This is a genomic window from Cupriavidus sp. 01L45 (assembly GCF_056399885.1).
Genome location: NZ_JBFTSG010000052.1, coordinates 31,796 through 55,459 on the forward strand (window position 1 = coordinate 31,796; position 23,664 = coordinate 55,459).

Consider the following 23,664-nt stretch of genomic DNA (forward strand, 5'->3'; position numbering starts at 1 on the left):
CGGGAAGAACCGGAAGGCGAGGCGCAGCGGCAATCTAGGTCTCCGTACATGAGGGCGCGGGCACGAAGTACGGCACCGGCGCGGATTACGACGCAAGACTGGGCTGGTGATCTGTGGGGCAATGCAAGCATTTATTCTAGGCGTGGAAGTGCACGCCGGGGCGCGGATTCTGCGCCGTCGGGAGTGCGGCAGCAACGGGGCGGGCTGAATAATGCTTATCACGGCCGTGTCATCCCGTTGCGGGCGACATTGAAGTAGCGCGTTGTGCGGAGCACAAACCAGCGTCGCACGGGCGTGCCGCGCGATCGTCGTCCGGCATCGTCCGCGATGCCTGATCGTTGTAGCATCGCAGCCATGGACAACCTGCTCAGAAAACTCGACCTGACCTCGCTGCGGCTATTCGTCGCCGTCTGCCAGGAACAGAACATTGCCCGCGCCGCCGAGCGTGAATTCATTGCACCGTCGGCGGTCAGCCGCCGCATCGCCGAGATCGAGGCGATGATCGGCCTGCCGGTGATCCAGCGGCATCCGCGCGGCATCACGGTCACGCCAGTGGGCGAGACGGTGCTGCGCCATGCATTGGCCATCATCGGCAATATCGAGGCGCTCGGGGCGGAATTGTCGCGCTTTTCCTCGGGTGCGCGCGGGAATGTGCGGATGGTATGCAATCTCGGCGCCATTGTGCAGTTCCTGCCGGAGGACCTGGCGGCCTTTGGCCGGGTGTATCCCGATGTTGGCATCGAGCTGGAGGAGCAGCATAGCCCCGAGGTGCTGCGCATGGTGGGCGAGCGCAGTGCGGATTTTGGAATCTGCAACGCCATCCCGGGCGTCGAGCAGTTCGTCTCGCTGCCGTACCGGGAGGACCAGCTATGCGTACTGGTGCCGGGCGGCCATCCGCTGGCCTCGGCGCTGGCGGTGCGCTTCGCGGACTTGCTGGGCGAGACGTTTGTTGCGCTGCGGGATGAGAGCGCACTGAGCCGGCTGTTGTCGGATCAGGCTGCACGCCTGAACGCAGCGCTCAGGATCAAGATCCGGGTGGCCAGCCTGGATGCGCTGTGCCGCATGGTGCATGTCGGGCTGGGCATCGCCATCGTGCCGCGCCAGGTGGGCGAGCTTTACCTGAACACGCTCGATGTGGCGGCGCGGCCTCTGGCGGATGCCTGGGCCACGCGGCAACTGGTGGTGGTGTTCCAGTCGCACGAGCAGCTTTCGGCCAGTGCCGCGGCATTGGTGGGGTTTCTCTGCCGGCAATAGCGCCAATGGTGCCAATAGCGGTATTGGCAATAGCAACGATAGCAAGGCATGGCAGCCGTCTCGAACCGAGACGGCTGCCATGCCGACTCCGCACTTTGCCCGTCCGGCGCCAAAACATATAGTGGGGCCATCAGAACGAGAACCCCCATGATGGAAGACACCATTCGATTCAGCGGCCGCGTGCTGTACCTGTCGCAAGATCCCGCCTGCGTGCGCGCCCAGCTTGAGGGCAGGCCGATGACCCTGGCCGCAGCGGGCCCGCTGCGCGACAACATCTCCACCGATGAGATCACGCCTGTCACGATCATGCTCGCCTATGACGAGCGCCTGGGGCAATTCCCTTATGTGGGCTTTCAGGCCGGCGGCGAGCAGCCGATCGGCCGCGATGCGATCCGCAACGGCGGCTTCGCGGTCACTGTAGCGGGCAAGCGCTACGGCAAGGGGTCTTCGCGCGAGTCCAGTCCGCTGGCCGAGTTGTCGGCCGGCATCCGCCTGATCGTTGCCGAGAGCTTCGAGCGCATCTACCAGCAGAACTGCGACAACATCGGCATCCTCACCACCACGGACTTCACGGTGCTCGACCGGGTGCTGGCGGGCGAAGCGATCCCCATCGAGGCGTTCCTGACCGGGCGCGACGCGCTGACCCGGCAGGTGATCCGCGCCGGTGGCCTGCTGGCCTATAGCCGCGCGGCGAACTGGCCGGCGGCGGGCGAGGGTGCGCAGGCCACGGAGGCAACGGGCGATGCCGCACCGCGCACCCTGGTGGAAAAGATCATCGCCCGCCATCTGCTCCCTGGCACGCCGAGTGCTGAGCGCGGCCAGGGCGTGTTCGTGATGGCGGACTGGCGTTTCTCGCACGACTATTTCACCGGCATGTGCGCGCACCTGATGCATCGCGCCTTCGGCAAGCCGGCGGCGTTGCACCGGCCCGACCACATCATTGCCTTCCAGGACCACCTTGTGCTGGCGGCCCAGAGCTTTCCGCATGTGCGCGACGGCCTGCTGCCCGGTGTGGCCAACCTGATGCAGGGACATAGCAGTTTTGCGCACGACTACCCGGTGCGCTCGCATAACGCGCTTCCGGGCGAAACGCCGGGTTCGGAAGGCATCTGCCATGCGCTGATGGCCGAGCAATACGCGTTGCCGGGGCAGGTGGTGGTGGGTACCGATTCGCATACGCCGCATTCCGGCGCGCTCGGCTGCCTGGCGTTCGGCGCCGGCGCCACCGATGTCGCCAATAGCTGGGTCACCGGCTACGTGCGCTGCAAGGTGCCGGAGACGCTGCGCGTGGAGGTCGAGGGCGAACTGGCCGAGGGCGTGACGGCCAAGGACATCGTGCTCTACCTGCTGCAGATGGACGCAATCCGCTCCGGCGGTGCCATCGGCATGGTGTTCGAATATGCTGGCAGCACGGTACGGGCCTTGTCCATCGACGAGCGCGCCACGCTGACCAATATGGTGGCGGAGCTGGGCGGCTTTACCGGCATCGTCGAACCCGACGACAAGACCGTGGCCTTCCTGAATGCACGGCGTGGCGTCGACTTCGCCGTCGAGGACTGGATGCGCAGCGATGCAGGCGCAACGTACCGCGACGTGATCCGCATCGACGCAGGCGTCATCGCGCCCATGGTTGCGCGCCCCGGCGATCCTGGCAACGGCATCGCGGCGGACACCCTGGACCAGCCGGTGCCGGTGGACATCGCCTACGGCGGGTCCTGCACCGCCGGCAAGCGCGAGGATTTCGACTACTACCACGAGGTATTGCGCTGGGGCCTGGAGCATGGGCTCAAGGTGTCACCGCGCACTCGGCTCTTCCTGCAGTTCGGCACCCTCGGCGTGAAGGACTACTGCGAAGCGCGCGGCTACATGGACACCTTCGCCGCCGCCGGCGCCACCCTGGTCATGCCGGGCTGCGGTTCATGCGCCAACTGCGGGCCGGGCGCTTCCACCACCAGCGGGCAGGTCACCATCAGCGCCATCAATCGCAACTTCCCCGGTCGCTCGGGGCCGGGCCAGGTCTGGCTCGCCAGCCCCTACACCGTGGCCGCGAGCGCGCTGGCCGGGCAGATCAGCACCTTTGGGCAATTGCAGGCCAGTACCGCCCGGCCTGCCTCGTAGTCATTCACCCCAGGCCCCCGCGGCAGCGAGGGCATCGCGGCACCTGAGCGGGGCGACAGATCCCGGCCGCCATTCACAGCATTCACAGGAGACAGACATGTTCCCCATCACCTCGCGCGCCCTGCGCGCGGCGGGGCGGTTTTTTGCCGCCACTGCCATGCTGTCCGCGGCAGCCGCACTGCCGGTCATCGGCACGCCCGCCGCCCGCGCCGCCGACAAATATCCCGCCAGGACCGTGCGCCTGATCGTGCCGAACTCGCCGGGCTCCACCGCCGACGTGGTCGCGCGCGTGGTGGCCGAGGGGCTGGGCCAGGACCTCGGGCAGCCGTTCTACGTGGAGAACATTCCAGGGGCGGCCGGCATTCCCGGCACGCGGCAACTGGTGTCCGCCGCCGCCGACGGCTACACGCTCGCGGTGGTGTCGTCCAACCATGCCATCAACCCCGGCTTGTATCGCAATATTCCCTACGACAGCGTAAAGGACATCACGGCCGTGGCGCTGATCGGCACGACGCCGCTGGTGCTGGTGGTGGGTGCGGGCTCGCCGTACAAGACAGCGCAGGAACTGATCGTCGCGGCGCGCGCCCATCCGGGCAGCCTGAGCTACGGTTCCTCTGGCAAAGGGAGCGTGCTCCACCTTGCCGGCGAACTGCTGAAATCCAAGGCAGGCATCGATATGCTGCACGTGCCCTACAAGGGAGTGAATACGCTGATGACCGATGTGCTTGGCGGACAGATCAATGCCGCCTTCCTGGCCACGCCATCCGCCTTGCCGCAGATCAAGGCCGGCAAGCTGAGAGCCCTGGCGGTCAGCACCCCGACGCGGCTGGATAGCCTGCCCGGCGTGCCGACCCTGGCGGAGTCCGGCGTCAAGGACTATGCCTACGACGCCTGGATCGCGCTGGTCGGCCCCGCCGGCTTGCCCAGGGACATCACCGCGCGGCTACAGCAGGCGATGGCCAAGGCGCTGGCGGCGCCCAAGGCCAAGGAACTGTTCGCCGCGCAGGGCTTTGTCGTGAAGAGCGGCAATGGCGAAGAGACCGCCCGCCTCATCCGCGACGAACTGGGCAGGAGCCAGGCGCTGATCAAGAGCGCGTCGATTGCCGTGGAGTGAGGGTGCACCCACCAGGGACCAGCGGGCATCTCTCGATTCAAGCCGTCTTTCGCTCGCAGAGTGACCAGCCACGAAGTTGCAAGCGATACCGGTTTCGTCGTGGGCGCGGTGGCACCGGATTGATGAGCCCGAGGGCTTCACCTCCGCGCCCGCCCAACCACAAAACCATCACGACGTGATGTGTTGTGATGGTGCGCACCGGCACTGGCACCGGCACCGGCAGATGGGCGAATGGGCGAATGGGCGAATGGGCAAGGATGCCGATGCCGATACACCAGCCTCCTGCAAGGATCGCTTTCTTTTGGGTGCGCCCGGCAGGGCGCACTTACTTTTCTTCATGTCACGCAATACCTAGCTGCTACAGCGCAACAATTCTAGTGGCGGCGAATGTTACTGCCCAATGCGTGAGAATTGTCGCCACCAACGCCACGGCTAGCAGGCCGGTTCTCTCGACGCGCGTGCTGAGCACGAACCCCAGCACCCCAAACAGAACCGGTGGAACGGGTATCAGCAGGATCAAGCCAAACAGCATCCGGACATCAGCAGGGCACACGTCTATTCCAACGCATGCCCCAGGCCGCGGCGTGCACAGGCGCAGGAACACGTCACAGAGGTACGCATCAATGACGGAACATGCGACTACACTGGCCACGCCGACGCCGGCAAATGCTGCCGTCACAACGAAGCGCCGCCAGCCTACTTGATTTCCCAAAAGAGTATCTCCGTTGATCGCCCGAGATCCGACCACCCATAATGGGTGCCGGGAAAGAACGCATCCCATCCCAAGCTGCGACCGATTGTTGAAACGACGCCGGGAGTGCTGCTGATCGTCAGCCGCGACCCATTCCACAGGTCAATGTGACCGCCGCTGGCGTTGCCAGCCGTTTCGCCATCGCGCCTCCAATAGTTCCTGAACGCGGCGATGCCAGTGCGTCCCGCGAATCAGACCCGGTGATGTTTTCCGGTGCGCCGATGCCAGCCATAGGCTTGAGCTCCCGTAGCTGTGAACCCCGGATTACCGGAGCCACGCAACCCGGATGCCCCGTCGCGCGCGCCCATATCTTCGAACCACTTTTCGCCGGCAAGCAGAGCAACAATGCGCGGCGGCGTGGGGCACTGGCACAGGACAATATCGCCGTCCAGGGCAATCTCGCCCATGAACTGCATCCGGCGCGGCCCGCCGGACTTAGCAATCGTGCCGGTGCTCTTGCAGGTTTCGCAGTAAGCCTGGCCTCCGATCAGTGCGGCCTGGTGGCCTGGGTCGCCAAAGGTACAAGCTAGGCCTGCATAAGGCAGGATCTTCCCGCCGCGCTCCAGTACGTCGCCAACGCAGGCAATTCTTCGCATCATGGTTGAGCCTCCCAAATGCCGATGGGCTGCATGTCTTCCTGCATACGATCTCCCTCAAGATGGGCTATGTGCGCAAATCGCCCCCCATTTGTGCCTAGTGCCTCATCGAGATCAATCGGACAAGTCCCGATGCGTGATGAATTTTCTTATTATCAGTGCTGCACAATTTCTATTTCGTCGCGGGCGCGGTGGCACCGCTTTGATAAGCCCGAGGCCTTGACCACCGCGCCCGCCCCACCACGAAACCACTGGCGGGCGATGTGTCGTGGTGGTTCGCGCCGGTAACGGCAGATGGTCGAATGGGCAAGCATTCGGCTACCGGGGGCTCCACCACGAATCCTGGAAACTGGCAGGTTCGTGGCCTTTCAAGCCGGTACCGGCAGAAGCCAGCAGAACTGTGGCCGTACGACGAATCCCCTGGACCTCGCATTCGCGATTGCTCTGCCCCCGGCAGGGTCGGCTTTCTTTTCGTTAGTTTTCTTTGCCGAACGCAAAGAAAAGTGACCGGCGTCCCCCGCAGGGGGATGTCGTATTCCTTTGGGTGCAAGATGCCGACATCGCTCAAATAAAGCCCCCCTAAATCTCCACAAACACCCCCCCACCCTCAACCCTCACCCCAAACACCTCAATATCACCAGTCAGCGGCTCACACATAGCCCGCCCGGTGCGCACATCGAACCTCCCCTGATGCAACGGACATTCAATTTCGTGTCCATCGAGAAACCCATCACACAGCCGCGCGTTACCATGACTGCAAGCATTATCCGTCGCGTAAATCTCATCCCCCACGCTATAAAGCGCGATCTCCCGGCCACCAGCATTAACCGCCACGACATCATCCTTGGGAATCGCGACCAGTGGCATCACTTGAATCCATTGCTTCGGCATGGCACACCTCAAATCGGGTAAATAATGGAATTGGCGATCATCTCGCTATCGAAAACGCATAGCCGGGACTCAAACTTCAAGCCCTCCCCGGTGCGCCGGATCACATCGATATAGCGGCCCACGTTGTACACGGTGGACAGCCCGTCCGGCTTGGTACGAAAGACCGCATAGCTGGCCTCGGCGTCGATCCGCTCCGCATCGGCCTTCAGGATGCGCGGGATGCCGACCACATGCCGCTGATAGTACGGATCATGGAAGATGGTCTCGGTCGCACCGTAGATGCGGTCCCTGAGCATGCCGCGGCTCTCGAAGGAAAGTGTGGCAAGCGGGAAGCCGCCATCGTAGTTCTCGCGCGGCTGCAGCTTGTAGACGCACGCCTCGGTGAAGAAGTCCGGCCACTTCCCCCATTCGTTGTTGTCGAGCGCCGCGGCGTAGTCCGCATACAGCGCCAGCACTTGCGAGTAGGTTTCAAAGTCGAGCATGTCTCAAGCCTCCATCACGCGCCGCCAGTAGTTGTACATGCCGCGAATCAGCGTCTCGGTCACCATGTGGTCCGTATCGCCGATCTCGCGTCCTCCCAGTTCCGCCACCGTCCGGTGGAATGGTTTCTGCTCGAAGCCCTGCTGGGAAAACTCGATCACTTCGCCGTCGTCGGCCGAGACAAAGCCGGCCGGACCGAACAGGTTCGCCTGGCGCAGCCGGCGCCGGGTCATGTCGGCATCGTCGTCCTCGAAGCCGAAGTGCGTCCACACGAAGTTGAACGTGCCGTGGCCGGCTGGCTGGATATGCCGGGTGGAAACCGAGTTCACCTGCTGCTGGATGATGACGCTGGGGAACAGTGTCATCATCACCGCCGTGGGCGTGCCCCACCAGTCTTCCTTCACCACGTCGAGGAAGCGGTCGTCGTGCAGGTTCATCTGCTCCTTGAAGCTGGACACGCCGCTGGTCACTTCGCCCTTGCCGCCCTGGCCGCGCGTGGAGATCATCGCCGCGTGGCGGAAGTGCTCATCCATCCTGAGCTCCGACTTGTTGTCGGCTCGCCAGAGCCCGAACGTCACGAACCAGGTGTGCAGCAGCCCGGGGTGGTACGGATCCTTGATGTTTTCCTGCATCAGCTTCCAGTTGCCGGGAATCTGCTGGCGGCTGTAGCCGAGGATAGTCAGCTTGCGGCCATCGAAGACCCTGTCGAAGTAGGCCAGGATGGCCGGGCCGAGATAGTCCTCCAGTTCGGGCACCGCATGATCGAACGAGGCGAAGATCACGCCGTTGCGCCGCGCGACCTTGAGCTTGGTCAGGCCGTGCGCCTTCGGGTCGAAGTCGGCTGGCATGCCGCCATTGACCTTGCCGTCGAGCTTGACGCCGCGCCGGAACGGCACGCCGACAAGGTTGCCCTTGAGGTCGTAGTTCCACTGGTGATAGGGGCAGGTGAAGTCCTTGCGATTACCGGAGCGCTCGCGGCAGAACTGCACGCCGCGGTGCGCGCAGACGTTTTCCACCACATAGATCTCGCCGTCCGCCGCACGGCTGGCGATCACCGAACGCTCGCCGACCGCCGTGCGCTTGAAGTCGCCCGGGTTCGGGATTTCCGCTTCCAGCCCGATGTAGCACCAGTGGCCCGAGTAGAAGAAGCGTTCCAGCTCCTGCCGGTAGATTTCGTCGTCGGTATAGGCCCAGAACGGAATCCGGCTTGAGCCTTCGTCCTTCCATTCCTTCTTCCTGAATGCAATAGCCTGTTCGCACATGGCCTGTTCGTGCATGGCTTGTCTCCGTGTGGTTTGTTGTCGGGATGTCTCAGACGCCGCTGGCATGGAATGCGTCGGCGTGGATGTGCTCGGGATCGATGCCTCTCTGCCTGAGCAGGATGGAGGCGGCGTCGACCATGACAGGGGCGCCGGCGAGATAGGCGCGCCAGCCGCCCATATGTGCCCAGTCGTCAGCGACCGCCTTGGTCACCACGCCGCCCCGGAAGCCGTCGCCGTCGCCGGCTGCCGCCACCACTACATGCACGTGCAGCGCGGCGTGGCGCGCCTGCAGTTCGCGTAGCCACTCCAGGCCATACACGTCCGCCTGCGTGCGGACACCAAAGTAGACATGCACGGGATTGCGCATGCCGGCATCGAGCATGCCGCGCAGGATCGACAGGATCGGGGCGAGGCCGGTGCCGCCGGCAATGCACACTACCGGGCCGTCGCACTTGCGCCGCAAGTAGGCCGTGCCCAGCGGACCGCTGACGCGGATGGCATCGCCGACCTTCAACTCCGACGCCACATAGGACGTGACGCGCCCGTCGGGCACCAGCCGGATGTGAAACTCGAGTTCATCGGCGCCATGGGCGACCGCCATCGAGTAGGGGCGGATATGGCGCGGCGTGAACTGCAGCGTCGCGTACTGCCCGGGCGAGAAGTCGAGCGGCTTCGGAATTCCCACGCGAACGCGCTTGATGTCATGTGTGAGGTCATCCAGGCCGGTCACCGTGCCTTTGAGGATCTTTGCCGGGTGCACCACGACTTCGTCGAGTTCGGGAATCTCGATCGCGCAGCTTTCCACCAGCGTGGTCTGGCACGCCAGCACCGTATCCCCCGCCGCCATGGGCGCGCGGGAATCCTCCGGCCCGGCAACCAGCGCGCGGCCGCCCACCATCTTGCAGCGGCAGGTGCCGCATCGTCCCGCCATGCAGCTGTATGAAATAGGAACCTGGTTGGCGCGCAGCACGTCCAGCAGGTTGTCGCCGGGCTGCACGTGGAGCGTGCGCGCGAGCGGATGAATGGATACTTCCATGGGGCTTTGTCTCCAACGATGCTTGCTGTCGTTGTCCGCATATTGGCGCGGCAGGTAAAATAAATAAATAGAAGGAAGGTGATACGTCATATCACTGTGAGTGATAAAGGAGGCGGAATGGAACTGCGGGAAATCGACCTGAACCTGCTGGTCGTGTTCAACGAATTGCTTCGCCTGCGCCGCGTTTCCGCGGTGGCGGAGGCGCTGGGCATTTCCCAGCCCGCCATCAGCAACGCGCTCAATCGCTTGCGCAAGCTGCTTGGCGACGAACTGTTCCTGCGGACATCCAGGGGCATGGTGCCCACGCCGTTCGCGGAGAATCTCGCGGAGCCGATCGGCTATGCGCTTGGTGCCATCCACAACACGCTCAATGCGCAGTCAGCCTTCGAGCCGGCATCGAGCACGCGCAACTTCACCATCGCCATGACGGATATCGGCGAGATCTATTTCCTGCCTGACCTGATGAAGCGGCTGTCGAAGGTGGCGCCGGGCGTGACCATCAGCACGGTGCGCAACCATACGGTCAACTTGCGCGAGGAGATGGAAAGCGGGCGCGTCGACCTGGCGATCGGCTTCATGCCGGATCTCAAGGCCGGTTTCTTCCAGCGGCGCCTGTTCCGGCAGCGTTACGTCTGCATTTTCAGGAAGGGCCATCCGCTGGCGCGCGAGGGCATGACGATCGGTTCGTTCAGCAACGCCGAGCATGTGGCGATCGTGGCGGCCGGGACCGGCCACAGCATGGTGGACGAAGTGATCCAGCGCGCGGGGGTGCCGCGGCAGGTGCGCCTGCGGGTGCCGCACTTCGTGGCGGTGGGCCATATCCTGCAGACGACGGACATGATTGCGGTAGTGCCGGAGGCCTATGCGGAGCGGACGCTAAAGCCCTTTGGCCTGGAGGCGGCGGCGTGCCCGGTCAAGATTCCCGATATTGTGATCAACGTGCTCTGGCATGCCCGGAACAATCGGGAGCCGGCCAGCCAGTGGTTGCGGCAGTTGGTGTTTGAGGCGTTCTCGAAGTAAATGTGTCGCCGGAGGCGATTCCTGATTCCCGCTCCCATGGGAAAGGCGGCGTCAGCATTCCCCGCCTGCCCACAAGACCCACCCTCAAGCCCCCAGAACTTCCGCGCATACCGACAACCACGCCCGCGCCGCGTGCGACTGATACCGTCCCTGCGCCCAGATATGCGCCAGCGCCCAGTCCATGGTGGGCTCCGTCAGCCGCGCCACGGCCAGCTTGTCCTCGAGCTGCAGCTTGGACAGCAGCGGCTGCGGCAGGAAGGTGGTGCCCAGCCCGGCCGCCGCCATCGAGGCGAGGAATTCCCAGTGTCCGCTTTGCGCCACGACCCGCGGTTCGATGCGGGCCTCGAGGAAGGCTTGCCGCAGCTTCCGGGTCAGGGAGAAGTCTTCTGTCAGCAGCAGCAGGGGCTCGTCGCGCAGCGCCGCCAGGGTGACGGTCTTGTTCTTGGCCCAGCTGGCCTTGCGTGATCCCGCCACCCAGATCGGATACTTGGCGAACTCGCGCGTGGCCAGGGCAAGGTCGCTATCCCTGGGCAACACCGTTGCGCCGACTTCAAGCTCCCCACTCGCCACTTGCTGTTCCACCATGTGGCCGCCATGCTCGGCGAGGTTCAGGTCCAGGTTGGGATAGCGCTGGCGGAAGGCGCTGACGGCCGGCGAGAAGAACAGGTTGGCCATGGGCGGAATCCCTACCGTGAGCTGGCCACGGCCCAGGGAGGAGAGGTCGGCCACTTCCAGCGTGAGCCGGTGCACCACGCCCAGCGCTTCCTGCCCGCGTTCGTAGACCACCCGCCCCACGTCGGTCAACTGGACCTGCTTGCCCGCGCGGATCAGCAGCGGCTGGCCAATCTCGTCTTCCAGCTGCCGCACCATCTTGCTGATGGTGGACTGCGTGACGAACAGGGAGGTTGCCGCCTGGGTGAAGCTCTTGAGGCGCACGGTTTCCACAAAGTACCGCAGGGCACGGRTATCGATGGGCATGGGGGACTTCCTTTGCCATGAAAAAAGCGAATATGATTGGCAATTTTAAATCATGTTCGGAATGGCCGCCAGTTGGCTACACTTCTTTTCTATGCGGCGCCGGGCTGCCGTTGCAGGAACCCGGCGCCGGATCTGGAAGCCAAGGAAGACAAGATGAATGCCCGTGCGCAAACGCGCCCAACCGCCATCGCCGCCCCCCGTGCGATGCGCCTGCGTCCCGTTGCACGCCGCCTTGGGCGGAACACCTAGCCGGCCGGCCCGATCGTCCTGGTTCATCGCCCCTGTCCGCCAGCGTGCCACGCCGGCGTGAATACATCGAGCGCCCCCCAAAAAACAACAGGTTCGCGTCATGCCTAGCTGGCCGAGCGCACGGCAGTGGCTCTTTTCGCTGAAAGCATTCGCCGCTTCGATGCTGGCGCTTTATATCGCGCTGGCACTGGGCTTGCCCCGCCCGTACTGGGCCATGGCAACCGTCTATTTCGTGTCGCATCCGCTGACGGGCGCCACCCGCTCCAAGGCGGCCTATCGCGTGGTGGGCACGCTGCTGGGCGCGACCGCCGCCGTGGTCACGGTGCCCTTGCTGGTCAACGCGCCCGTCATGCTGATGGGGGCGATCGCACTCTGGACCGGCGCCTTGCTCTATCTCTCGCTGCTGCAACGCACGCCGCGCAGCTATGTGTTCCTGCTGGCGGCCTACACGCTGCCGATCGTGGCGCTGCCCTCGGTCAGCGAACCCGCGCAGGTCTTCGACATTGCCGTTGCGCGCATCGAGGAGATTGTCATCGGCATCGTCTGCGCCGGCATGGTGGGCGCCATCGTCTTTCCGGCAAAGGTGGCACCGGCGCTGCGCGCCCGCTCCGCCACCTGGCTGGCGGACGCGGCGCTCTGGGCAACCGACATGTTGTCCGCCGATCCGGACGCCAATGCCACGCGCCATGGCAGCCGCCACCGGCTGGCCGCCGATATCCTCGCGCTGGACCAGTTGATCACACAGCTGTCCTACGACACGGAAAGCGCGGACACCCTGCGCCATGCGCGCGCCTTGCGCGAGCGGATGACGATGCTGCTGCCTGTGCTGTCTTCGCTGGCGGCTGTCCTGCAGGCCCTGCGGCGCCACACGGCCGGCATTCCGGAGCACCTGGCACGCCATATGGCCGACATGTCGGGCTGGATCCGCGCTGGCTTCGATGGCCCGCCGCCCGCGCTGGAGCCGGCGGCCGGGCCGTGGGCCGGATACGGGAAGGCGCCGGGCTGGCATGCCGGCCTGGTCGCCACCGCCAACGATCACCTGCGCAAGCTGGCGGAGGTGTGCGAAGACTGCCACGCCTTGCAGCGCGGCATCGGCGACCAGGCGGCGGGCGCGGCGGCGGCRCACCGCGGCCGCAGTAGCCACCGAGCCGACCGTGCGGACCGGGCGCATCACCACGATCACGCCATGCTGCTGTTCTATGCGTGCTCGACCAGCCTCGCCGTGTTCTGCGCGGGGATGCTGTGGATCGTCTCGGGATGGGAGGACGGGGCGGGGTCGGTCGCGGTGGCGTCGATCGCGTGCTGCTTCTTTGCCACCATCGAGGAGCCGCGGCCGGTGGCGCATTCCTTTTTGCGCTGGAGCTGTTTCTGTTTCGCCGTCTCTTCCTTCTACCTGTTCCTGGTGGTGCCGAACGCGCACAACTTCGAAACCCTGGTGGGCATGCTGGCGGTGCCCTACATGGGCATCGGCATGCTGATCTCGCGGCCGGGCTTCAACCTGATCGCCATGCTGCTGTCGGTCAATACGGCCTCCTTCGCCAATGTGCAGAGTGTCTACGATACGAATTTCCTTGGTACCTTCAACAGCAGCCTTGCCAGTATCGGCGGCATGCTGTTCGCGCCGCTGTGGGCCATGGCCACGCGGCCGTTCGGCGCCCGCGTGGCCGCGCACCGGCTGATCCGCGCCAGCTGGAAGGACCTGGCGCAGGCCGCGACCCGGCGCGAGCCCGGCGAGCAGGCAAAGCTGGGTGGCCGCATGCTCGACCGGCTCAGCCAGCTCGTGCCCCGGCTCGCGGCCAGCGACGACAAGATGTCGTCGGATGGCTTTGCCGAACTGCAGGTCGGGTTTGGCGCGCTGGCGCTGCAGCGCAACCTGCCAGCCTTGCGCCCGGCCGCGCGCCGGGGCGTGACCAGGGTGCTGAATGCGGTTGCGCTGCATTTCCGCGCACGGCTGAAAGCCGGGCATGCGATGGCGCCCCCGGACGCGCTGTCCGAGCGGATCGACAAGGCGATTCGCGAGGTCGCCCTGCAATCCGACAGCGCGGGAGCCCTGGGCGAGAGCGCCCGCCATGCGCTCGCCGCGCTGATCGCCCTCCGTGTCACCTTATATCCGGCGGAGCCGGCGACGGCGCGGCCGGCGGATGCCTTGCCCGGCTTGCCGCTTCCCTTGCAGGCGGAACACAAATGCTGAGCGCGGAAATCGATATCTACGGCGTGTTCGTGCCGGGCCTGCTCGCGCTGATGCTGCTCACCTTTGCCATCACCGCCGGCATGCGCGCGGTGCTCGCCCGCGTGGGTTTCTACCGGCTGGTCTGGCACCGGTCGCTGTTCAATCTCGCCCTTTACCTGATCGTGCTGGGTGGCGTGGTCGCCATGGCCCGCTCGCTGCAATCATGAAACTCAAATTCCGTTTGTTGGGCCCCGTACTGCTGACCGTGCTTGCCACGGTTGCCGCCCTGTTCGTCGTCCGGCACCTGTGGGACTACTACACCATCGCGCCATGGACGCGCGATGGCCACGTGCGCGCCGACGTGGTGCAGGTTGCCCCCGATGTTTCCGGGCTGGTCACGCACATCCTGGTCAAGGACAACCAGCGCGTGCGGCGCGGGCAGGTGCTGTTCGTGATCGACCAGGACCGCTATCAGCTGGCGCTGCAACAAGCCATGGCGACGGCAGCCGCGCAGCGCGCGACGCTGGCGCAGGCGCGCCGGGAGGCCGCCCGCAACCGCAACCTGTCCGAGGTGGTCGCCACGGAAGTGGTGGAGGAAGGGCAGGCCAGGGTGCAGCAGGGCGAAGCGGCGCTGGCGCAAGCCGAAGCCGCCGTCGCCCTGGCGAAACTCAACCTTGCCCGCACCAGCGTGGTCAGCCCGGTGGAAGGCTTTCTCAACGACCGCCTGCCGCGGCTGGGCGACTACGTCACCACGGGCCGGCCCGTGCTGTCGATGGTCGACACGGACTCCTTCCACGTCGAAGGGTATTTCGAGGAGACCAAGCTGCACGGCATCCGCATCGGGAACCCCGTCACGGTGCGCATCATGGGCGAGCGCACCCTCCTGCACGGACATGTGCAGAGCATTGCCGCCGGCATCGAGGACCGCGACCGCAGCAACGGCTCCAACCTGTTGCCGAACGTGAACCCCACTTTCAACTGGGTGCGGCTGGCGCAGCGGGTGCCGGTGCGCATCGTGCTTGACGACGTGCCATCCGGGGTGCGGCTCGTATCGGGCCGCACGGCGACGGTGTCCGTGGCGGAGCCCCGCAAGGGCATTCCCGTCCTGCGTGACGAGGAGGGCGCGCGATGAGCAAGTTCCGCCTGGCCTTGCTGCCCACGCTGGCGCCGCTGCTGTTCGCCTGCACCACGGTGGGCCCCGATTACCACGTGCCCGAGCAAGCCGCCGTGCGCGCGCCGGAGGCCAACGGCCCCTTGCTTGGCACGGCGAACCCGGCCGTCTCCGTCGCGCCGGTGCCGGACGACTGGTGGCGCCTGTATGACGACCCCAGGCTCGACAAGCTGGTCCGGCAGGCGCTGACCGCCAATACCGACCTGCGCGTTGCCGCCGCCAACCTGCGGCGCGCCATTGCGATCTACCACGAGGTCGAGTCGGAGAACCTGCCGCAAGCGGCGTTGTCAGCCAAGGCCGAGCGCGCGCAGATCGCCGGCGAGAGCTTCCTGATCAAAGAGAAGATACCGGTCTTCAATCTGGGCGACTTCGGCTTCTCGGTGTCCTACCTGGTGGATTTCTTCGGCAAGCTGGCCCGCGCCGACGAGGCCGCGCTGGCCAGCGCGGAGGCGAGCCAGGCCGCGCTGGACGCGGCCCGGGTCAGCGTGGTGGCGCAAACCGTGCGCGCCTATGTGCAGGGCTGCGCCGCCACGCATGAGCTGGAAGTGGCGGAGCACCAGCTTGCCTTGCAGTCGCGTGGCGTGGAGATCGCCGGCAAGATGGTGGCCGCCGGCCGTGGCCAGCCCACCGACATGCTGCGTGCCCGGGCGCAAGCCGAGACCCTGCGCGCGGCACTGCCACGCTTCAGGGCGGAAAAGGAAAGCGCGGCGTACCGGCTCGCGGTCATGCTGGGCAAGCCGCCGGCGGCACTGCCCGAGGCCGAATCCGAGTGCAAGGAGGAACCGCGGCTGCGCCAGGCGATTCCGGTAGGGGACGGTGCGACGCTGCTCAAGCGCCGGCCGGACGTACGGCAGGCGGAGCGCGAACTGGCCTCCGCCACGGCGAAGATTGGCGTGGCCACTGCCGATCTCTACCCCTCCATCCGCATCGGCGCGTCGGCCGGCCTGAGCGGCCTGCTCAGCGACCTCGGCACGGGTCCGACCGCCCGCTGGAGCATGGGCCCGCTACTGACCTGGAACCTGCCCACCAACGGCGTGCGCCCGCGCATCCACGGCATGGAAGCCGGCGCTGACGCCGCGCTGGCCCGCTTCGATGGCGTGGTGCTGAAGGCGTTGCAGGAAACCCAGACGGCGCTCAGCGCCTACACCAGCGAACTGGAGCGCAACCAGTCCTTGCGCGTGGCGCGCGACGACGCCAATGAAGTGGCGCGGCAGCACCGGATGCTGTACCAGGCGGGCCGCGTGCCCTATCTGTCCAGTCTCGATGCCGACCGCACACTGGCCGGGGCCGATGCCGCGCTGGCGGCATCGGACAGCCAGGTCGCCATTAACCAGATCAACCTCTTCCTGGCGCTGGGCGGAGGATGGCAGAACAGCCCCAAGGTGGAGGAGCACACTGCGGCAGGCGAGCACCCAAGCGAGCACCACTAGGCATTGCCGCGTGCGGATTTCGCCTTCTTGCCGGTGACGTGCCGCACGGACTCGATAAAGCGCTGGACGCGCGGCGAGCGGCGCGCCGCCGAGTACACGAACTCGATATCGACGCGCTCAGTCAGGTCGGCCAGCGCGATGAAGGCAACAGCCGGTGGCGCATGCAGCTGCGAACTGGCTGGCACCAGCGCGCATCCCATGCCCGCGGCCACCAGCCCGAGGATGGTCGGCGTGTCGGTGCCGATCTGGACGATGTGCGGGGCAAAGCCCGCGTTCGCGCAGGCCGCCATCAGCAGGCTGTGCTGCGCGCTCGATTTTTCCCGGCTGAACCAGACAAAGCGTTCGCCGGCGATATCGGCCAGCCGCCTCGGGCGCCTGGCGGGCGGCGAGGCTTGCGCCGGCACCGCCAGCACGAAGTGCTCCCGGTACAAGCGGATGCCGCTCAGGCTGGCATCGTCCGCCGTGCGCCAGGCCATGATGCCGCCGTCGAGCTCCTCGCTTCTGAGCGCCTGCGCCTGTTGCAATGACAGCAGAGGCTCGATCGACAGCAGGATCTCCGGGTTGTGCTCCCGATAGTGTTCGAGAATCGACAGCGTGACCGGTGAAGCCAGGTAGCTCGGCATGATGCCCAGCCTGAACGAACCGGTCTGCCCCTGCGCAATGCGATGGGCGCGATCGCGCGCCTGTTCCAGCTGCAGCAGGGATTGCTTCGCATCCTGCAGATAGCTCACCCCGGCATCGGTAAGCTGCACCCCCATGGCATGCCGCTCGAACARAGGGACGCCAATGGCGCCCTCCAGGTCCTGGATCTGCCGCGACAAGGCTGGCTGGGTGATGTTCAGGGCCCGGGAGGCCGCAATGATGCTGCCTTCCTCCGCGACGGCGATGAAGTAGCGTAAGTGCCGGGTTTCGATGTTGCGCATTCGTGCTGTCTTTGCTCCGGGGATCTCGTGCCGCTGGCGAATCCCGTCGCCATGACGGTGCCAGGCCTATGCCTTGAAAGTATAGCTTCCGCATTCAGCAAGCATTTGACCGCATGGCGGTCCGGCTCCTACCATGCAGCATCCCTCATTGCCGAACCAACACGCTTCACATGTCCAATTCTGACCACGCACTGCCGGGCGCCCCTGGCGGGGCAGCGCACGAACCTGACCTGCATATCGTCACGCCGCTGCTGAGATCCACGTCCTATTCGCAGCGGCTGGGCCGGTCGGTGTGGTTCAAGATGGAAGCGCTTCAGCCCCCCGGCTCGTTCAAGGCGAGGGGAATCGGCCATGCTTGCCGGGTCCACAAGGCGCGGGGGGCAAAGCACTTCGTCTGCTCTTCCGGCGGTAATGCCGGCATTGCCGTCGCCTATAGCGGGCGGCTTCTCGGCGTGCCGGTCACTGTCGTCGTGCCCGAAAGCACATCCGCCGCGGCGCGCGAGCGCATCCGCATGGAAGGCGCCGAACTGATCGTTCACGGACGCGCATGGAGCGAGGCAAACGATCACGCGCTCTCGTTGATGAAGCAGGACTACGCATTCATCCATCCCTTCGACGATCCCCTGCTTTGGGAAGGCCACGCGACCATGATCGACGAGGTCGCTGCCACCGGCATCAAGCCCGGCGCCGCGGTGTTGTCGGTGGGTGGCGGCGGCTTGCTGTGCGGCGTGCTCGCCGGGCTGCACCGGAACGGCTGGGGCGACGTGCCGGTCATTGCGGCCGAGACCGTTGGCGCCGAATCCTACGCGGCCTCGCTGGCGGCAGGCGCGCCGGTGGAACTGCCGGCAGTCACCAGCATTGCGACCTCGTTGGGGGCGAAGCGCCCTTGCGACAAGGCGGTCGAGTGGTCCACGCGGCATCCGATCGTCAGCCAGGTGGTCTCGGACAAGGCCGCGGTCAGCGCATGCCTGCGCTTCCTGGCGGAGCACCGCATCGTCGTGGAGCCGGCGTGCGGCGCGGCATTGGCTGCCCTGGAGCAACGGCCGGCGGCGGTGATGGCGGCAACGGATGTGCTGGTCATCGTTTGCGGCGGCGCGGGCGCGACTGCTGAACAATTGCAGGCATGGGGGTGCGAGGGCTAGCGCTTCCCGCCGCTCGCCTCAATCCTCGTGGCGCAGGTGCCTGGCTTCCCGTGGCAGGCGCAAGCTGACCACGAACGCCAGGGCCATCATTGCCGTCACGTACCAGTAGAAGGACGATTGGTGCCCCGCCGATTTCAAGGCCAGCGTCACGTATTCGGCCGAGCCGCCGAAGATCGCATTGGAGATGGCATAGGCAAGTCCCACGCCGAGCGCGCCGAAGGCCAGCATATTGCTGCGCCGGCCGATGCGGTCCGACAAGGCGCCGGACAGCGGCTGCATGCACATGTAGAGGAACAGGCAGCCGGTCATCGCCGTGCTTGCCGTCCTGATGGACATGCCCGCGGAGTTCATCAGGTACTTCTGCATATACGTGGTGAACGTACAGAAGATCAGCGAGCCGCCGGCGGGCGCCGGCCCCGTTGCGGCAAAGGACTTCGCCTGGTTGTGGATTGTGAAAAAAACGACTGAAGACGAGACGTTTAATTCATCACAGGAATGATTCGCCGTGACTACACTATGGACCTGTACCGCGCTGCTCATCGCGCCGGTGCAGATCAAAAGGCGAAACAGACGACATGCGGGACGCAGATCCGCCTATCCCGCTCCACGTTAAGTGGAAAGTGCCGCCAAATTCTGGAATCAAGCAGCATCATGAACAAGAAGCTCTTCACGACCCTCGTTTCCGCAGCCGCCTTCGGTGTCTGCGTACTGGCATCGACGCAAGCCAACGCAACGGGTCCGAAAGATAGCACCAGCGCCGGCGACAAGTACGGCTACGCACTGCACAACGGCAAGCGCGACCCGTTCACCGACGGCGCACGCGTCAATGACCGCCGCGATGCGTTTACCGACGGTGCGCGTGCCAACGACCGCCGCGACCCGTTCACGGACGGCGCGCATGGCGGCGTCTCCGCGGCTCTGGAACTTGCCGGCCGCGACCTGTCCGGCGTGTCGGCTTCGCCGGCGCATGGCGCGGCAGCCAACAGCCAGGCCAGCGCCTGATACAGCGCGGCCGGTCCGGCCCCTGGGTTCCCTCGCCCGGGGGGCTGGCCAGCAAGTATCAAGATCCCCGATTGCTATCCCTGTCTCAAGACAAATCATGAAAACCATCGTGCTGGCGCTGCTTAGCGTCACCGCCCTCGCTTCCTCGTTGCCGGCCCTTGCCGGTCCGGACTGGACCGTCATCGAGCGCGCTCGCGCCCAGAAGCAGGCGCAAGCGAAGCAGCAAGCGCAGACCCCCTGCGCGCTGAAGTCCAATCAAGCGGCTGCCGCTCCCGGCGCCGACGGCAAGTCAAGCTGAGCATTGCCACCGGGGTGCCGGCATCGCACGCGGTTCGGCTGGACACCAGTGTCCGGCTCCTGTTACGCGGCACCCCGGCGCTCCGCACGCCATTTCACCGCGCGCATCAGCGCATCACACCCTGACCCTGGCGTTGCCCGGATCGTAAGGCGGCCGCAGATGCACGCTGGCAGGTATTAATTCGCCAGCCAGGTCAACGTGGTACTTGCCGGCGGCGATCCATTCCGCATTGGCCGCGCCATCTTCACGCTGCAGCAGCGCCAGGCCCACCGGGCAACCGAGCGTATGGCCGAAGGCCGCCGAGGTGATAAAGCCGGCCGGGCGTACCGTGCCATCCGGACCGGTGCGCAGCACCGCCTCTCCGCCCCACAGCATGGCCTGGCTGGCGCCGTCCAGCGTCAGCACGGCCACGCGCCGTTTCACCTGGGCGCCGCCGCCTGACGCGCGCAGCTTCAGCAGCGCTTCACGTCCCCGGAAAAGAATCGGCTTGTCCAGTTTGCAGGCGAAGGACAGCCCGGCCTCGAAGGGATGGATGCCGGTGGTCAGCTCGCGGCTCCAGGCGCGGTAGCCTTTTTCGATGCGCAGCGATTCGATGGCGTAGTAGCCGGCATTAACCAGCCCGAGCGGTTTGCCCGCTGCGTGCAAGGTCTCGTAGACGCCTACGGCGAACTCCACGGGCACATACAGTTCCCACCCAAGCTCGCCTACATATGTCAGGCGCGTCGCGCGCACGGTGGCGTAGCCCAGGTCGATCTCGCGCGAGCTGCCGAAGGGAAAGGCCGCGCTGGAGAAGTCCGCGCGCGAGACGCTCTGCAACAGCTCGCGCGAGCGCGGTCCCATCACCGCCAGCACCGCGTACTGGCCGGTTACGTCGACGATGGCGCAACGCTGGTCGGCGGGGATCAGCCGTTCGATGTAGCTGAAATCGCGCGTGGTCTGCGCCGAGCCTGTCACCAGCAGGTACTGGTCTTGCGCCAGCCGGGTCACGGTCAGGTCGGACTCATAGGTGCCGCCTTCGTTGAGCATCGCGGTGTAGACCGTCTGCCCCGGCGGCACTGCAACGTCGTTGCTCATCAGTTGCTGCAGCACGGCCTCGGCATCGGCGCCCTTGACGATGTACTTGGAGAAGGAGCTCATGTCGAACAGCGCCACGCCCTCGCGGCAGGCGCGATGCTCGGCGCCGCTCCATGGCAGCCAGTTTTGCTGGCCGAACGCGTACCGGATCTCCGGCGTCTCCCCGGCGGGCGCAAAGAAGTTCGGCCGCTCCCAGCCCATCTTGCTGCCGAAACTGGCGCCGGCGTCGCGCAGGTGGGCGTACAGCGGCGAGCGGCGGAAAGGCCGCGCGGTATCGAGTTCGCGATTGGGCCAGGGCATGGCGTAATGCAGTCCCAGGGTTTCCTTGACGCGGTCGTGCAGCCAGCTTTCGTTGCCGTTGAAGCCGGCAAAGCGGCGGATGTCGACCGGCCACAGGTCCATGGTGGGCTCGCCCGCCACGATCCACTCCGCCAGCGCCATGCCGGCGCCGCCAGCCGAGGCAATGCCCATCGAGTTGAAGCCCGCGCCCACGTAGAAGTGACGCAGCTCGGGCGCTTCGCCCAGGATGAAGTTGTTGTCTGGCGTGAAGGACTCGGGGCCGTTGTAGAACTGCTTCACCTGGGCCGTTTCCAGCGCCGGCACGCGCTGCAGCGCGTTCTGCATCAGGATCTCGAACTGGTCCCAGTCGTCGGGCAGGAGCTGGAACTCGAACGGCTCGGGAATGCCTTGCATGCCCCAGGGTTTGGCGTTGGGCTCGAAACCGCCCATCACCAGCCCGCCCACTTCCTCCTTGAAGTAAATAAACCCGTCCGGGTCGCGCATCACCGGCAGGTCCGGGTGCACGCCGGCAATGCGCTCGGTGACGATGTAGTAATGCTCGGCCGAATGCAGCGGCACGGTCACGCCGCACAGGCGGCCTACCTGCCTGGCCCACTGGCCTGCGCAGTTCACCACGATTTCCGCCTCGATACGGCCGCCCGCGCCCTGCTTGTCCTGCCAGCTCACACCCGCGGCGCGGCCGTCACGGGTATGGATCGCCGTGACCTTGGTGTCCTGCACGATGACCGCGCCGCGGCTGCGGGCGCCGCGCGCCAGCGCCTGGGTGAGATCGGTGGGATTCGCCTTGCCATCGCCAGGCAGCCACACCGCGCCGTGCAGGTCGTCCGTGCGCATCACTGGCCACAGCTCGCCGGCCTGGCGGGGGGAGATCACCTCGCAATCCACGCCGTAAGCACGCGCCACCGCCGCCGTGCGCTTGAGCTGGGTCATGCGCTCGGCGGTGCGCGCCACCGAAAGCGAGCCGCACTGCTTCCAGCCGGTGCCCAGTCCGGTCTCCGCTTCCAGCTCGCTATAGAGGCGCGTCGAATAGCGGATCAGTCTGGTCATGCTCTCCTGTGCGCGCAACTGCCCGACCAGGCCGGCCGCGTGCCAGGTGGTGCCGCAGGAGAGCTGGCCCTGTTCGAGCAGCACCACGTCTTTCCAGCCCAGCTTGGTGAGGTGATAGGCCACGCTGCAGCCAATGATGCCGCCGCCGATGATGACGACGCGGGCGTGCTCGGGAACGGGGCGGCGATAAGACGCGGACATAGGGGCACCTGTGGAGAAAGCGCGCCGGGAGGCGCTGTATCTGTTTGCCACAGTTTGCCAATAAAAAACACAAAACGCAACAAAACGGCGCGTGCGCCGGCAGGCCACTGAGTTGGCGCGGCGCAGGGAAGGAGGAGATGGGAAGCCCGCCCGGCGGCGTCGGATGCCGTCAGGCGGGCAGCGGCGCAGCTACCGCCGGGTGGGTTGGACTCAGGACTCAGGACTCAGGACTCCAGGACGATGACCATCCACGACATGCCGAAGCGGTCCGTCGTCATGCCGAAGCGTGGCGAGTAGAACGTCTTGCCAAGCGGCATCAGCACCTGGCCGCCCTCGGCCAGGGCGTTGAATACGCGGTCCGCGGTGGCGATATCCGGTACGGTCACTGACAGCGAGAACCCCTGGAAGTCGGGCTTGCCCGTGCAGCGGCCGTCGGACAGCATCACCGTGGTCTCGCCGATGCGCATGGACATGTGCATGATCTTTTCTTCGCTGCCGGCAGCGGGGCCGCAGGCGCCTTCTGGCGGGGGCGACTCCGGCGGGGGCGCTTCCTTGAAGCGCATCATCATGATCACTTCGGCGCCCAGCGTGCGCTTGTAGAACTCAGCCGCTTCCTCGCAGCGGCCTTCAAAGAACAGGTAGGGTTGGACTAGCATCTTGTCTCCTTTTTTGCGCTTTCACGCTGAGGGGTTGAAACTGATCGGCACCGATGCGTGCTCATGCACGACCAGCCATTGACCGCCGATCTTGCGAAAACAGACAGTGGCGCGCACCCACGCTTCCTGGGGAGCGCCGCCCCTGGGGGGCTGCTTACCCGGCTGACGCTGTAGCAACAGGCCAGGTCTTCGCTGGCCGTCAGGTGCATCCCGGTCATCTCGAAGCCCACGGGGCCATCCAGGCTGTCGAACCATTGCTGCCAGCGCTGGCGGTATGGCGCCACGCCGCGGGACTGCGCCGGCGGCACGACGTCGAAGATGATCACGTCTTCAGCATAGTTGCGCATCATGGCAACCGCGTCCTTTGCACGCACGGCGTTCACCCAGGCATCGACCAGGGCGCGGACTTCCACTTCACTGCCCGGGTGAGATGCGGGCGGGGATGCGTGCACCATCATGTGCTCCTTTGGGCCTTTGGGCCTTTGGGCCATTGGGCCATTG

Annotated in this window: 24 protein-coding genes and 1 pseudogene; 11 read left to right on the plus strand and 14 right to left on the minus strand. The window is 65.7% G+C overall.

Going from position 1 to position 23,664, the window contains the following annotated elements:
* Positions 1-354 precede the first annotated feature (354 nt).
* The 3 genes from AC1DT6_RS29665 to AC1DT6_RS29675 all read left to right on the plus strand — a co-directional run bounded on the left by AC1DT6_RS29665 (position 355) and on the right by AC1DT6_RS29675 (position 4,486).
* The gene (locus AC1DT6_RS29665) at positions 355-1,254 is read left to right on the plus strand and encodes a LysR family transcriptional regulator (RefSeq protein ID WP_441633193.1); all 900 of its coding nucleotides are present in this window, start codon (positions 355-357) and stop codon (positions 1,252-1,254) included.
* Positions 1,255-1,404: 150 nt separating this feature from the next.
* Complete coding sequence (locus AC1DT6_RS29670) at positions 1,405-3,372, plus strand: aconitase family protein (protein WP_441633251.1); 1,968 nt, start codon at positions 1,405-1,407, stop codon at positions 3,370-3,372.
* Between the two features lie 97 nt (positions 3,373-3,469).
* Positions 3,470-4,486, plus strand: a complete 1,017-nt coding sequence (locus tag AC1DT6_RS29675; RefSeq protein ID WP_441633195.1) for a Bug family tripartite tricarboxylate transporter substrate binding protein — start codon at positions 3,470-3,472, stop codon at positions 4,484-4,486.
* A 358-nt stretch (positions 4,487-4,844) separates the two neighbouring features.
* On the opposite strand, the gene AC1DT6_RS29680 is transcribed toward AC1DT6_RS29675, so the two are convergent.
* The 7 genes from AC1DT6_RS29680 to AC1DT6_RS29710 all read right to left on the minus strand — a co-directional run bounded on the left by AC1DT6_RS29680 (position 4,845) and on the right by AC1DT6_RS29710 (position 9,502).
* Entirely contained in the window at positions 4,845-5,198 is a 354-nt protein-coding gene (locus AC1DT6_RS29680; RefSeq protein ID WP_441633196.1) for a hypothetical protein, read from the minus strand.
* Positions 5,183-5,410: a T6SS effector amidase Tae4 family protein gene (locus AC1DT6_RS29685; RefSeq protein ID WP_441633253.1), complete on the minus strand. Its 228-nt coding sequence runs from the start codon at positions 5,408-5,410 to the stop codon at positions 5,183-5,185. The genes AC1DT6_RS29680 and AC1DT6_RS29685 overlap by 16 nt, the downstream gene beginning before the upstream one ends.
* 18 nt (positions 5,411-5,428) lie before the next feature.
* Positions 5,429-5,836 (minus strand): PAAR domain-containing protein, encoded by a 408-nt coding sequence (locus AC1DT6_RS29690; protein ID WP_441633198.1) that lies wholly within the window; start codon positions 5,834-5,836, stop codon positions 5,429-5,431.
* A gap of 576 nt (positions 5,837-6,412) precedes the next feature.
* Entirely contained in the window at positions 6,413-6,724 is a 312-nt protein-coding gene (locus AC1DT6_RS29695) for a non-heme iron oxygenase ferredoxin subunit (RefSeq protein ID WP_441633200.1), read from the minus strand.
* An 8-nt stretch (positions 6,725-6,732) separates the two neighbouring features.
* A complete protein-coding gene (locus AC1DT6_RS29700) occupies positions 6,733-7,206 on the minus strand; it encodes an aromatic-ring-hydroxylating dioxygenase subunit beta (RefSeq protein ID WP_441633202.1) in 474 nt (157 codons plus the stop codon).
* Between the two features lie 3 nt (positions 7,207-7,209).
* On the minus strand, positions 7,210-8,466 hold the full coding sequence (locus AC1DT6_RS29705) for an aromatic ring-hydroxylating dioxygenase subunit alpha (RefSeq protein ID WP_441633255.1): 1,257 nt from the start codon (positions 8,464-8,466) through the stop codon (positions 7,210-7,212).
* 49 nt (positions 8,467-8,515) lie between these two features.
* Positions 8,516-9,502 carry a 2Fe-2S iron-sulfur cluster-binding protein gene (locus AC1DT6_RS29710; protein WP_441633204.1) on the minus strand — a complete coding sequence of 329 codons (987 nt, stop codon included), beginning with the start codon at positions 9,500-9,502 and terminating at the stop codon, positions 8,516-8,518.
* A 117-nt stretch (positions 9,503-9,619) separates the two neighbouring features.
* Here AC1DT6_RS29710 and AC1DT6_RS29715 point away from each other — a divergent pair, with 117 nt between their 5' ends.
* Positions 9,620-10,522: a LysR family transcriptional regulator gene (locus tag AC1DT6_RS29715; RefSeq protein ID WP_441633206.1), complete on the plus strand. Its 903-nt coding sequence runs from the start codon at positions 9,620-9,622 to the stop codon at positions 10,520-10,522.
* A gap of 84 nt (positions 10,523-10,606) precedes the next feature.
* Here the strand turns inward: AC1DT6_RS29715 and AC1DT6_RS29720 are convergent, their stop codons facing one another.
* Positions 10,607-11,500: a LysR substrate-binding domain-containing protein gene (locus AC1DT6_RS29720; RefSeq protein WP_477115163.1), complete on the minus strand. Its 894-nt coding sequence runs from the start codon at positions 11,498-11,500 to the stop codon at positions 10,607-10,609.
* Between the two features lie 45 nt (positions 11,501-11,545).
* Positions 11,546-11,776, minus strand: coding sequence for a hypothetical protein (locus tag AC1DT6_RS29725; RefSeq protein ID WP_441633210.1), 231 nt, complete (start codon positions 11,774-11,776; stop codon positions 11,546-11,548).
* A gap of 73 nt (positions 11,777-11,849) precedes the next feature.
* Here AC1DT6_RS29725 and AC1DT6_RS29730 point away from each other — a divergent pair, with 73 nt between their 5' ends.
* The 4 genes from AC1DT6_RS29730 to AC1DT6_RS29745 are packed head-to-tail and all read left to right on the plus strand — an operon-like array spanning position 11,850 to position 16,520.
* Positions 11,850-13,940 (plus strand): FUSC family protein, encoded by a 2,091-nt coding sequence (locus AC1DT6_RS29730; protein WP_441633211.1) that lies wholly within the window; start codon positions 11,850-11,852, stop codon positions 13,938-13,940.
* Positions 13,934-14,146 (plus strand): DUF1656 domain-containing protein, encoded by a 213-nt coding sequence (locus AC1DT6_RS29735; protein ID WP_045235883.1) that lies wholly within the window; start codon positions 13,934-13,936, stop codon positions 14,144-14,146. The genes AC1DT6_RS29730 and AC1DT6_RS29735 overlap by 7 nt, the downstream gene beginning before the upstream one ends.
* A complete protein-coding gene (locus tag AC1DT6_RS29740) occupies positions 14,143-15,051 on the plus strand; it encodes an efflux RND transporter periplasmic adaptor subunit (RefSeq protein WP_441633213.1) in 909 nt (302 codons plus the stop codon). The genes AC1DT6_RS29735 and AC1DT6_RS29740 overlap by 4 nt, the downstream gene beginning before the upstream one ends.
* On the plus strand, positions 15,048-16,520 hold the full coding sequence (locus AC1DT6_RS29745; RefSeq protein WP_441633215.1) for an efflux transporter outer membrane subunit: 1,473 nt from the start codon (positions 15,048-15,050) through the stop codon (positions 16,518-16,520). The genes AC1DT6_RS29740 and AC1DT6_RS29745 overlap by 4 nt, the downstream gene beginning before the upstream one ends.
* Here AC1DT6_RS29745 and AC1DT6_RS29750 read toward each other — a convergent pair.
* Entirely contained in the window at positions 16,517-17,443 is a 927-nt protein-coding gene (locus AC1DT6_RS29750; protein ID WP_441633217.1) for a LysR family transcriptional regulator, read from the minus strand. The genes AC1DT6_RS29745 and AC1DT6_RS29750 overlap by 4 nt on opposite strands.
* A gap of 170 nt (positions 17,444-17,613) precedes the next feature.
* On the opposite strand from AC1DT6_RS29750, the gene AC1DT6_RS29755 reads away from it, so the two are divergent.
* Positions 17,614-18,585 (plus strand): pyridoxal-phosphate dependent enzyme, encoded by a 972-nt coding sequence (locus AC1DT6_RS29755; protein WP_441633219.1) that lies wholly within the window; start codon positions 17,614-17,616, stop codon positions 18,583-18,585.
* An 18-nt stretch (positions 18,586-18,603) separates the two neighbouring features.
* On the opposite strand, the pseudogene AC1DT6_RS29760 reads toward AC1DT6_RS29755, so the two are convergent.
* Positions 18,604-19,059: pseudogene (locus tag AC1DT6_RS29760) on the minus strand (alpha-ketoglutarate permease); the annotation flags it as partial.
* Between the two features lie 177 nt (positions 19,060-19,236).
* Here AC1DT6_RS29760 and AC1DT6_RS29765 point away from each other — a divergent pair.
* Together AC1DT6_RS29765 and AC1DT6_RS29770 are read left to right on the plus strand one after the other, a co-directional pair.
* Positions 19,237-19,587: a hypothetical protein gene (locus AC1DT6_RS29765; RefSeq protein WP_441633221.1), complete on the plus strand. Its 351-nt coding sequence runs from the start codon at positions 19,237-19,239 to the stop codon at positions 19,585-19,587.
* Between the two features lie 97 nt (positions 19,588-19,684).
* The gene (locus AC1DT6_RS29770) at positions 19,685-19,885 is read left to right on the plus strand and encodes a hypothetical protein (protein ID WP_428180234.1); all 201 of its coding nucleotides are present in this window, start codon (positions 19,685-19,687) and stop codon (positions 19,883-19,885) included.
* Positions 19,886-19,999: 114 nt separating this feature from the next.
* Here the strand turns inward: AC1DT6_RS29770 and AC1DT6_RS29775 are convergent, their stop codons facing one another.
* From AC1DT6_RS29775 to AC1DT6_RS29785, 3 genes are all read right to left on the minus strand, one after another.
* Positions 20,000-22,507, minus strand: a complete 2,508-nt coding sequence (locus tag AC1DT6_RS29775) for a GcvT family protein (RefSeq protein WP_477111826.1) — start codon at positions 22,505-22,507, stop codon at positions 20,000-20,002.
* Positions 22,508-22,731: 224 nt separating this feature from the next.
* Positions 22,732-23,163: a VOC family protein gene (locus tag AC1DT6_RS29780; protein WP_441633225.1), complete on the minus strand. Its 432-nt coding sequence runs from the start codon at positions 23,161-23,163 to the stop codon at positions 22,732-22,734.
* Positions 23,157-23,621: a YybH family protein gene (locus AC1DT6_RS29785; RefSeq protein WP_477111827.1), complete on the minus strand. Its 465-nt coding sequence runs from the start codon at positions 23,619-23,621 to the stop codon at positions 23,157-23,159. Before AC1DT6_RS29785 ends, AC1DT6_RS29780 begins: the two co-directional genes overlap by 7 nt.
* Positions 23,622-23,664: the final 43 nt, after the last annotated feature.

Coding starts and splice junctions, on each gene's coding strand:
- AC1DT6_RS29690 (WP_441633198.1), bottom strand. CDS start 5,836: ATGATGCGAAGAATTGCCTGCGTTGGCGACGTACTGGAGCGCGGCGGG.
- AC1DT6_RS29700 (WP_441633202.1), bottom strand. CDS start 7,206: ATGCTCGACTTTGAAACCTACTCGCAAGTGCTGGCGCTGTATGCGGAC.
- AC1DT6_RS29710 (WP_441633204.1), bottom strand. CDS start 9,502: ATGGAAGTATCCATTCATCCGCTCGCGCGCACGCTCCACGTGCAGCCC.
- AC1DT6_RS29770 (WP_428180234.1), top strand. CDS start 19,685: ATGAAAACCATCGTGCTGGCGCTGCTTAGCGTCACCGCCCTCGCTTCC.
- AC1DT6_RS29765 (WP_441633221.1), top strand. CDS start 19,237: ATGAACAAGAAGCTCTTCACGACCCTCGTTTCCGCAGCCGCCTTCGGT.
- AC1DT6_RS29780 (WP_441633225.1), bottom strand. CDS start 23,163: ATGCTAGTCCAACCCTACCTGTTCTTTGAAGGCCGCTGCGAGGAAGCG.
- AC1DT6_RS29740 (WP_441633213.1), top strand. CDS start 14,143: ATGAAACTCAAATTCCGTTTGTTGGGCCCCGTACTGCTGACCGTGCTT.
- AC1DT6_RS29675 (WP_441633195.1), top strand. CDS start 3,470: ATGTTCCCCATCACCTCGCGCGCCCTGCGCGCGGCGGGGCGGTTTTTT.
- AC1DT6_RS29745 (WP_441633215.1), top strand. CDS start 15,048: ATGAGCAAGTTCCGCCTGGCCTTGCTGCCCACGCTGGCGCCGCTGCTG.
- AC1DT6_RS29775 (WP_477111826.1), bottom strand. CDS start 22,507: ATGTCCGCGTCTTATCGCCGCCCCGTTCCCGAGCACGCCCGCGTCGTC.
- AC1DT6_RS29725 (WP_441633210.1), bottom strand. CDS start 11,776: ATGAACCAGGACGATCGGGCCGGCCGGCTAGGTGTTCCGCCCAAGGCG.
- AC1DT6_RS29695 (WP_441633200.1), bottom strand. CDS start 6,724: ATGCCGAAGCAATGGATTCAAGTGATGCCACTGGTCGCGATTCCCAAG.
- AC1DT6_RS29755 (WP_441633219.1), top strand. CDS start 17,614: ATGTCCAATTCTGACCACGCACTGCCGGGCGCCCCTGGCGGGGCAGCG.
- AC1DT6_RS29735 (WP_045235883.1), top strand. CDS start 13,934: ATGCTGAGCGCGGAAATCGATATCTACGGCGTGTTCGTGCCGGGCCTG.
- AC1DT6_RS29715 (WP_441633206.1), top strand. CDS start 9,620: ATGGAACTGCGGGAAATCGACCTGAACCTGCTGGTCGTGTTCAACGAA.
- AC1DT6_RS29705 (WP_441633255.1), bottom strand. CDS start 8,466: ATGTGCGAACAGGCTATTGCATTCAGGAAGAAGGAATGGAAGGACGAA.
- AC1DT6_RS29670 (WP_441633251.1), top strand. CDS start 1,405: ATGGAAGACACCATTCGATTCAGCGGCCGCGTGCTGTACCTGTCGCAA.
- AC1DT6_RS29665 (WP_441633193.1), top strand. CDS start 355: ATGGACAACCTGCTCAGAAAACTCGACCTGACCTCGCTGCGGCTATTC.
- AC1DT6_RS29785 (WP_477111827.1), bottom strand. CDS start 23,621: ATGATGGTGCACGCATCCCCGCCCGCATCTCACCCGGGCAGTGAAGTG.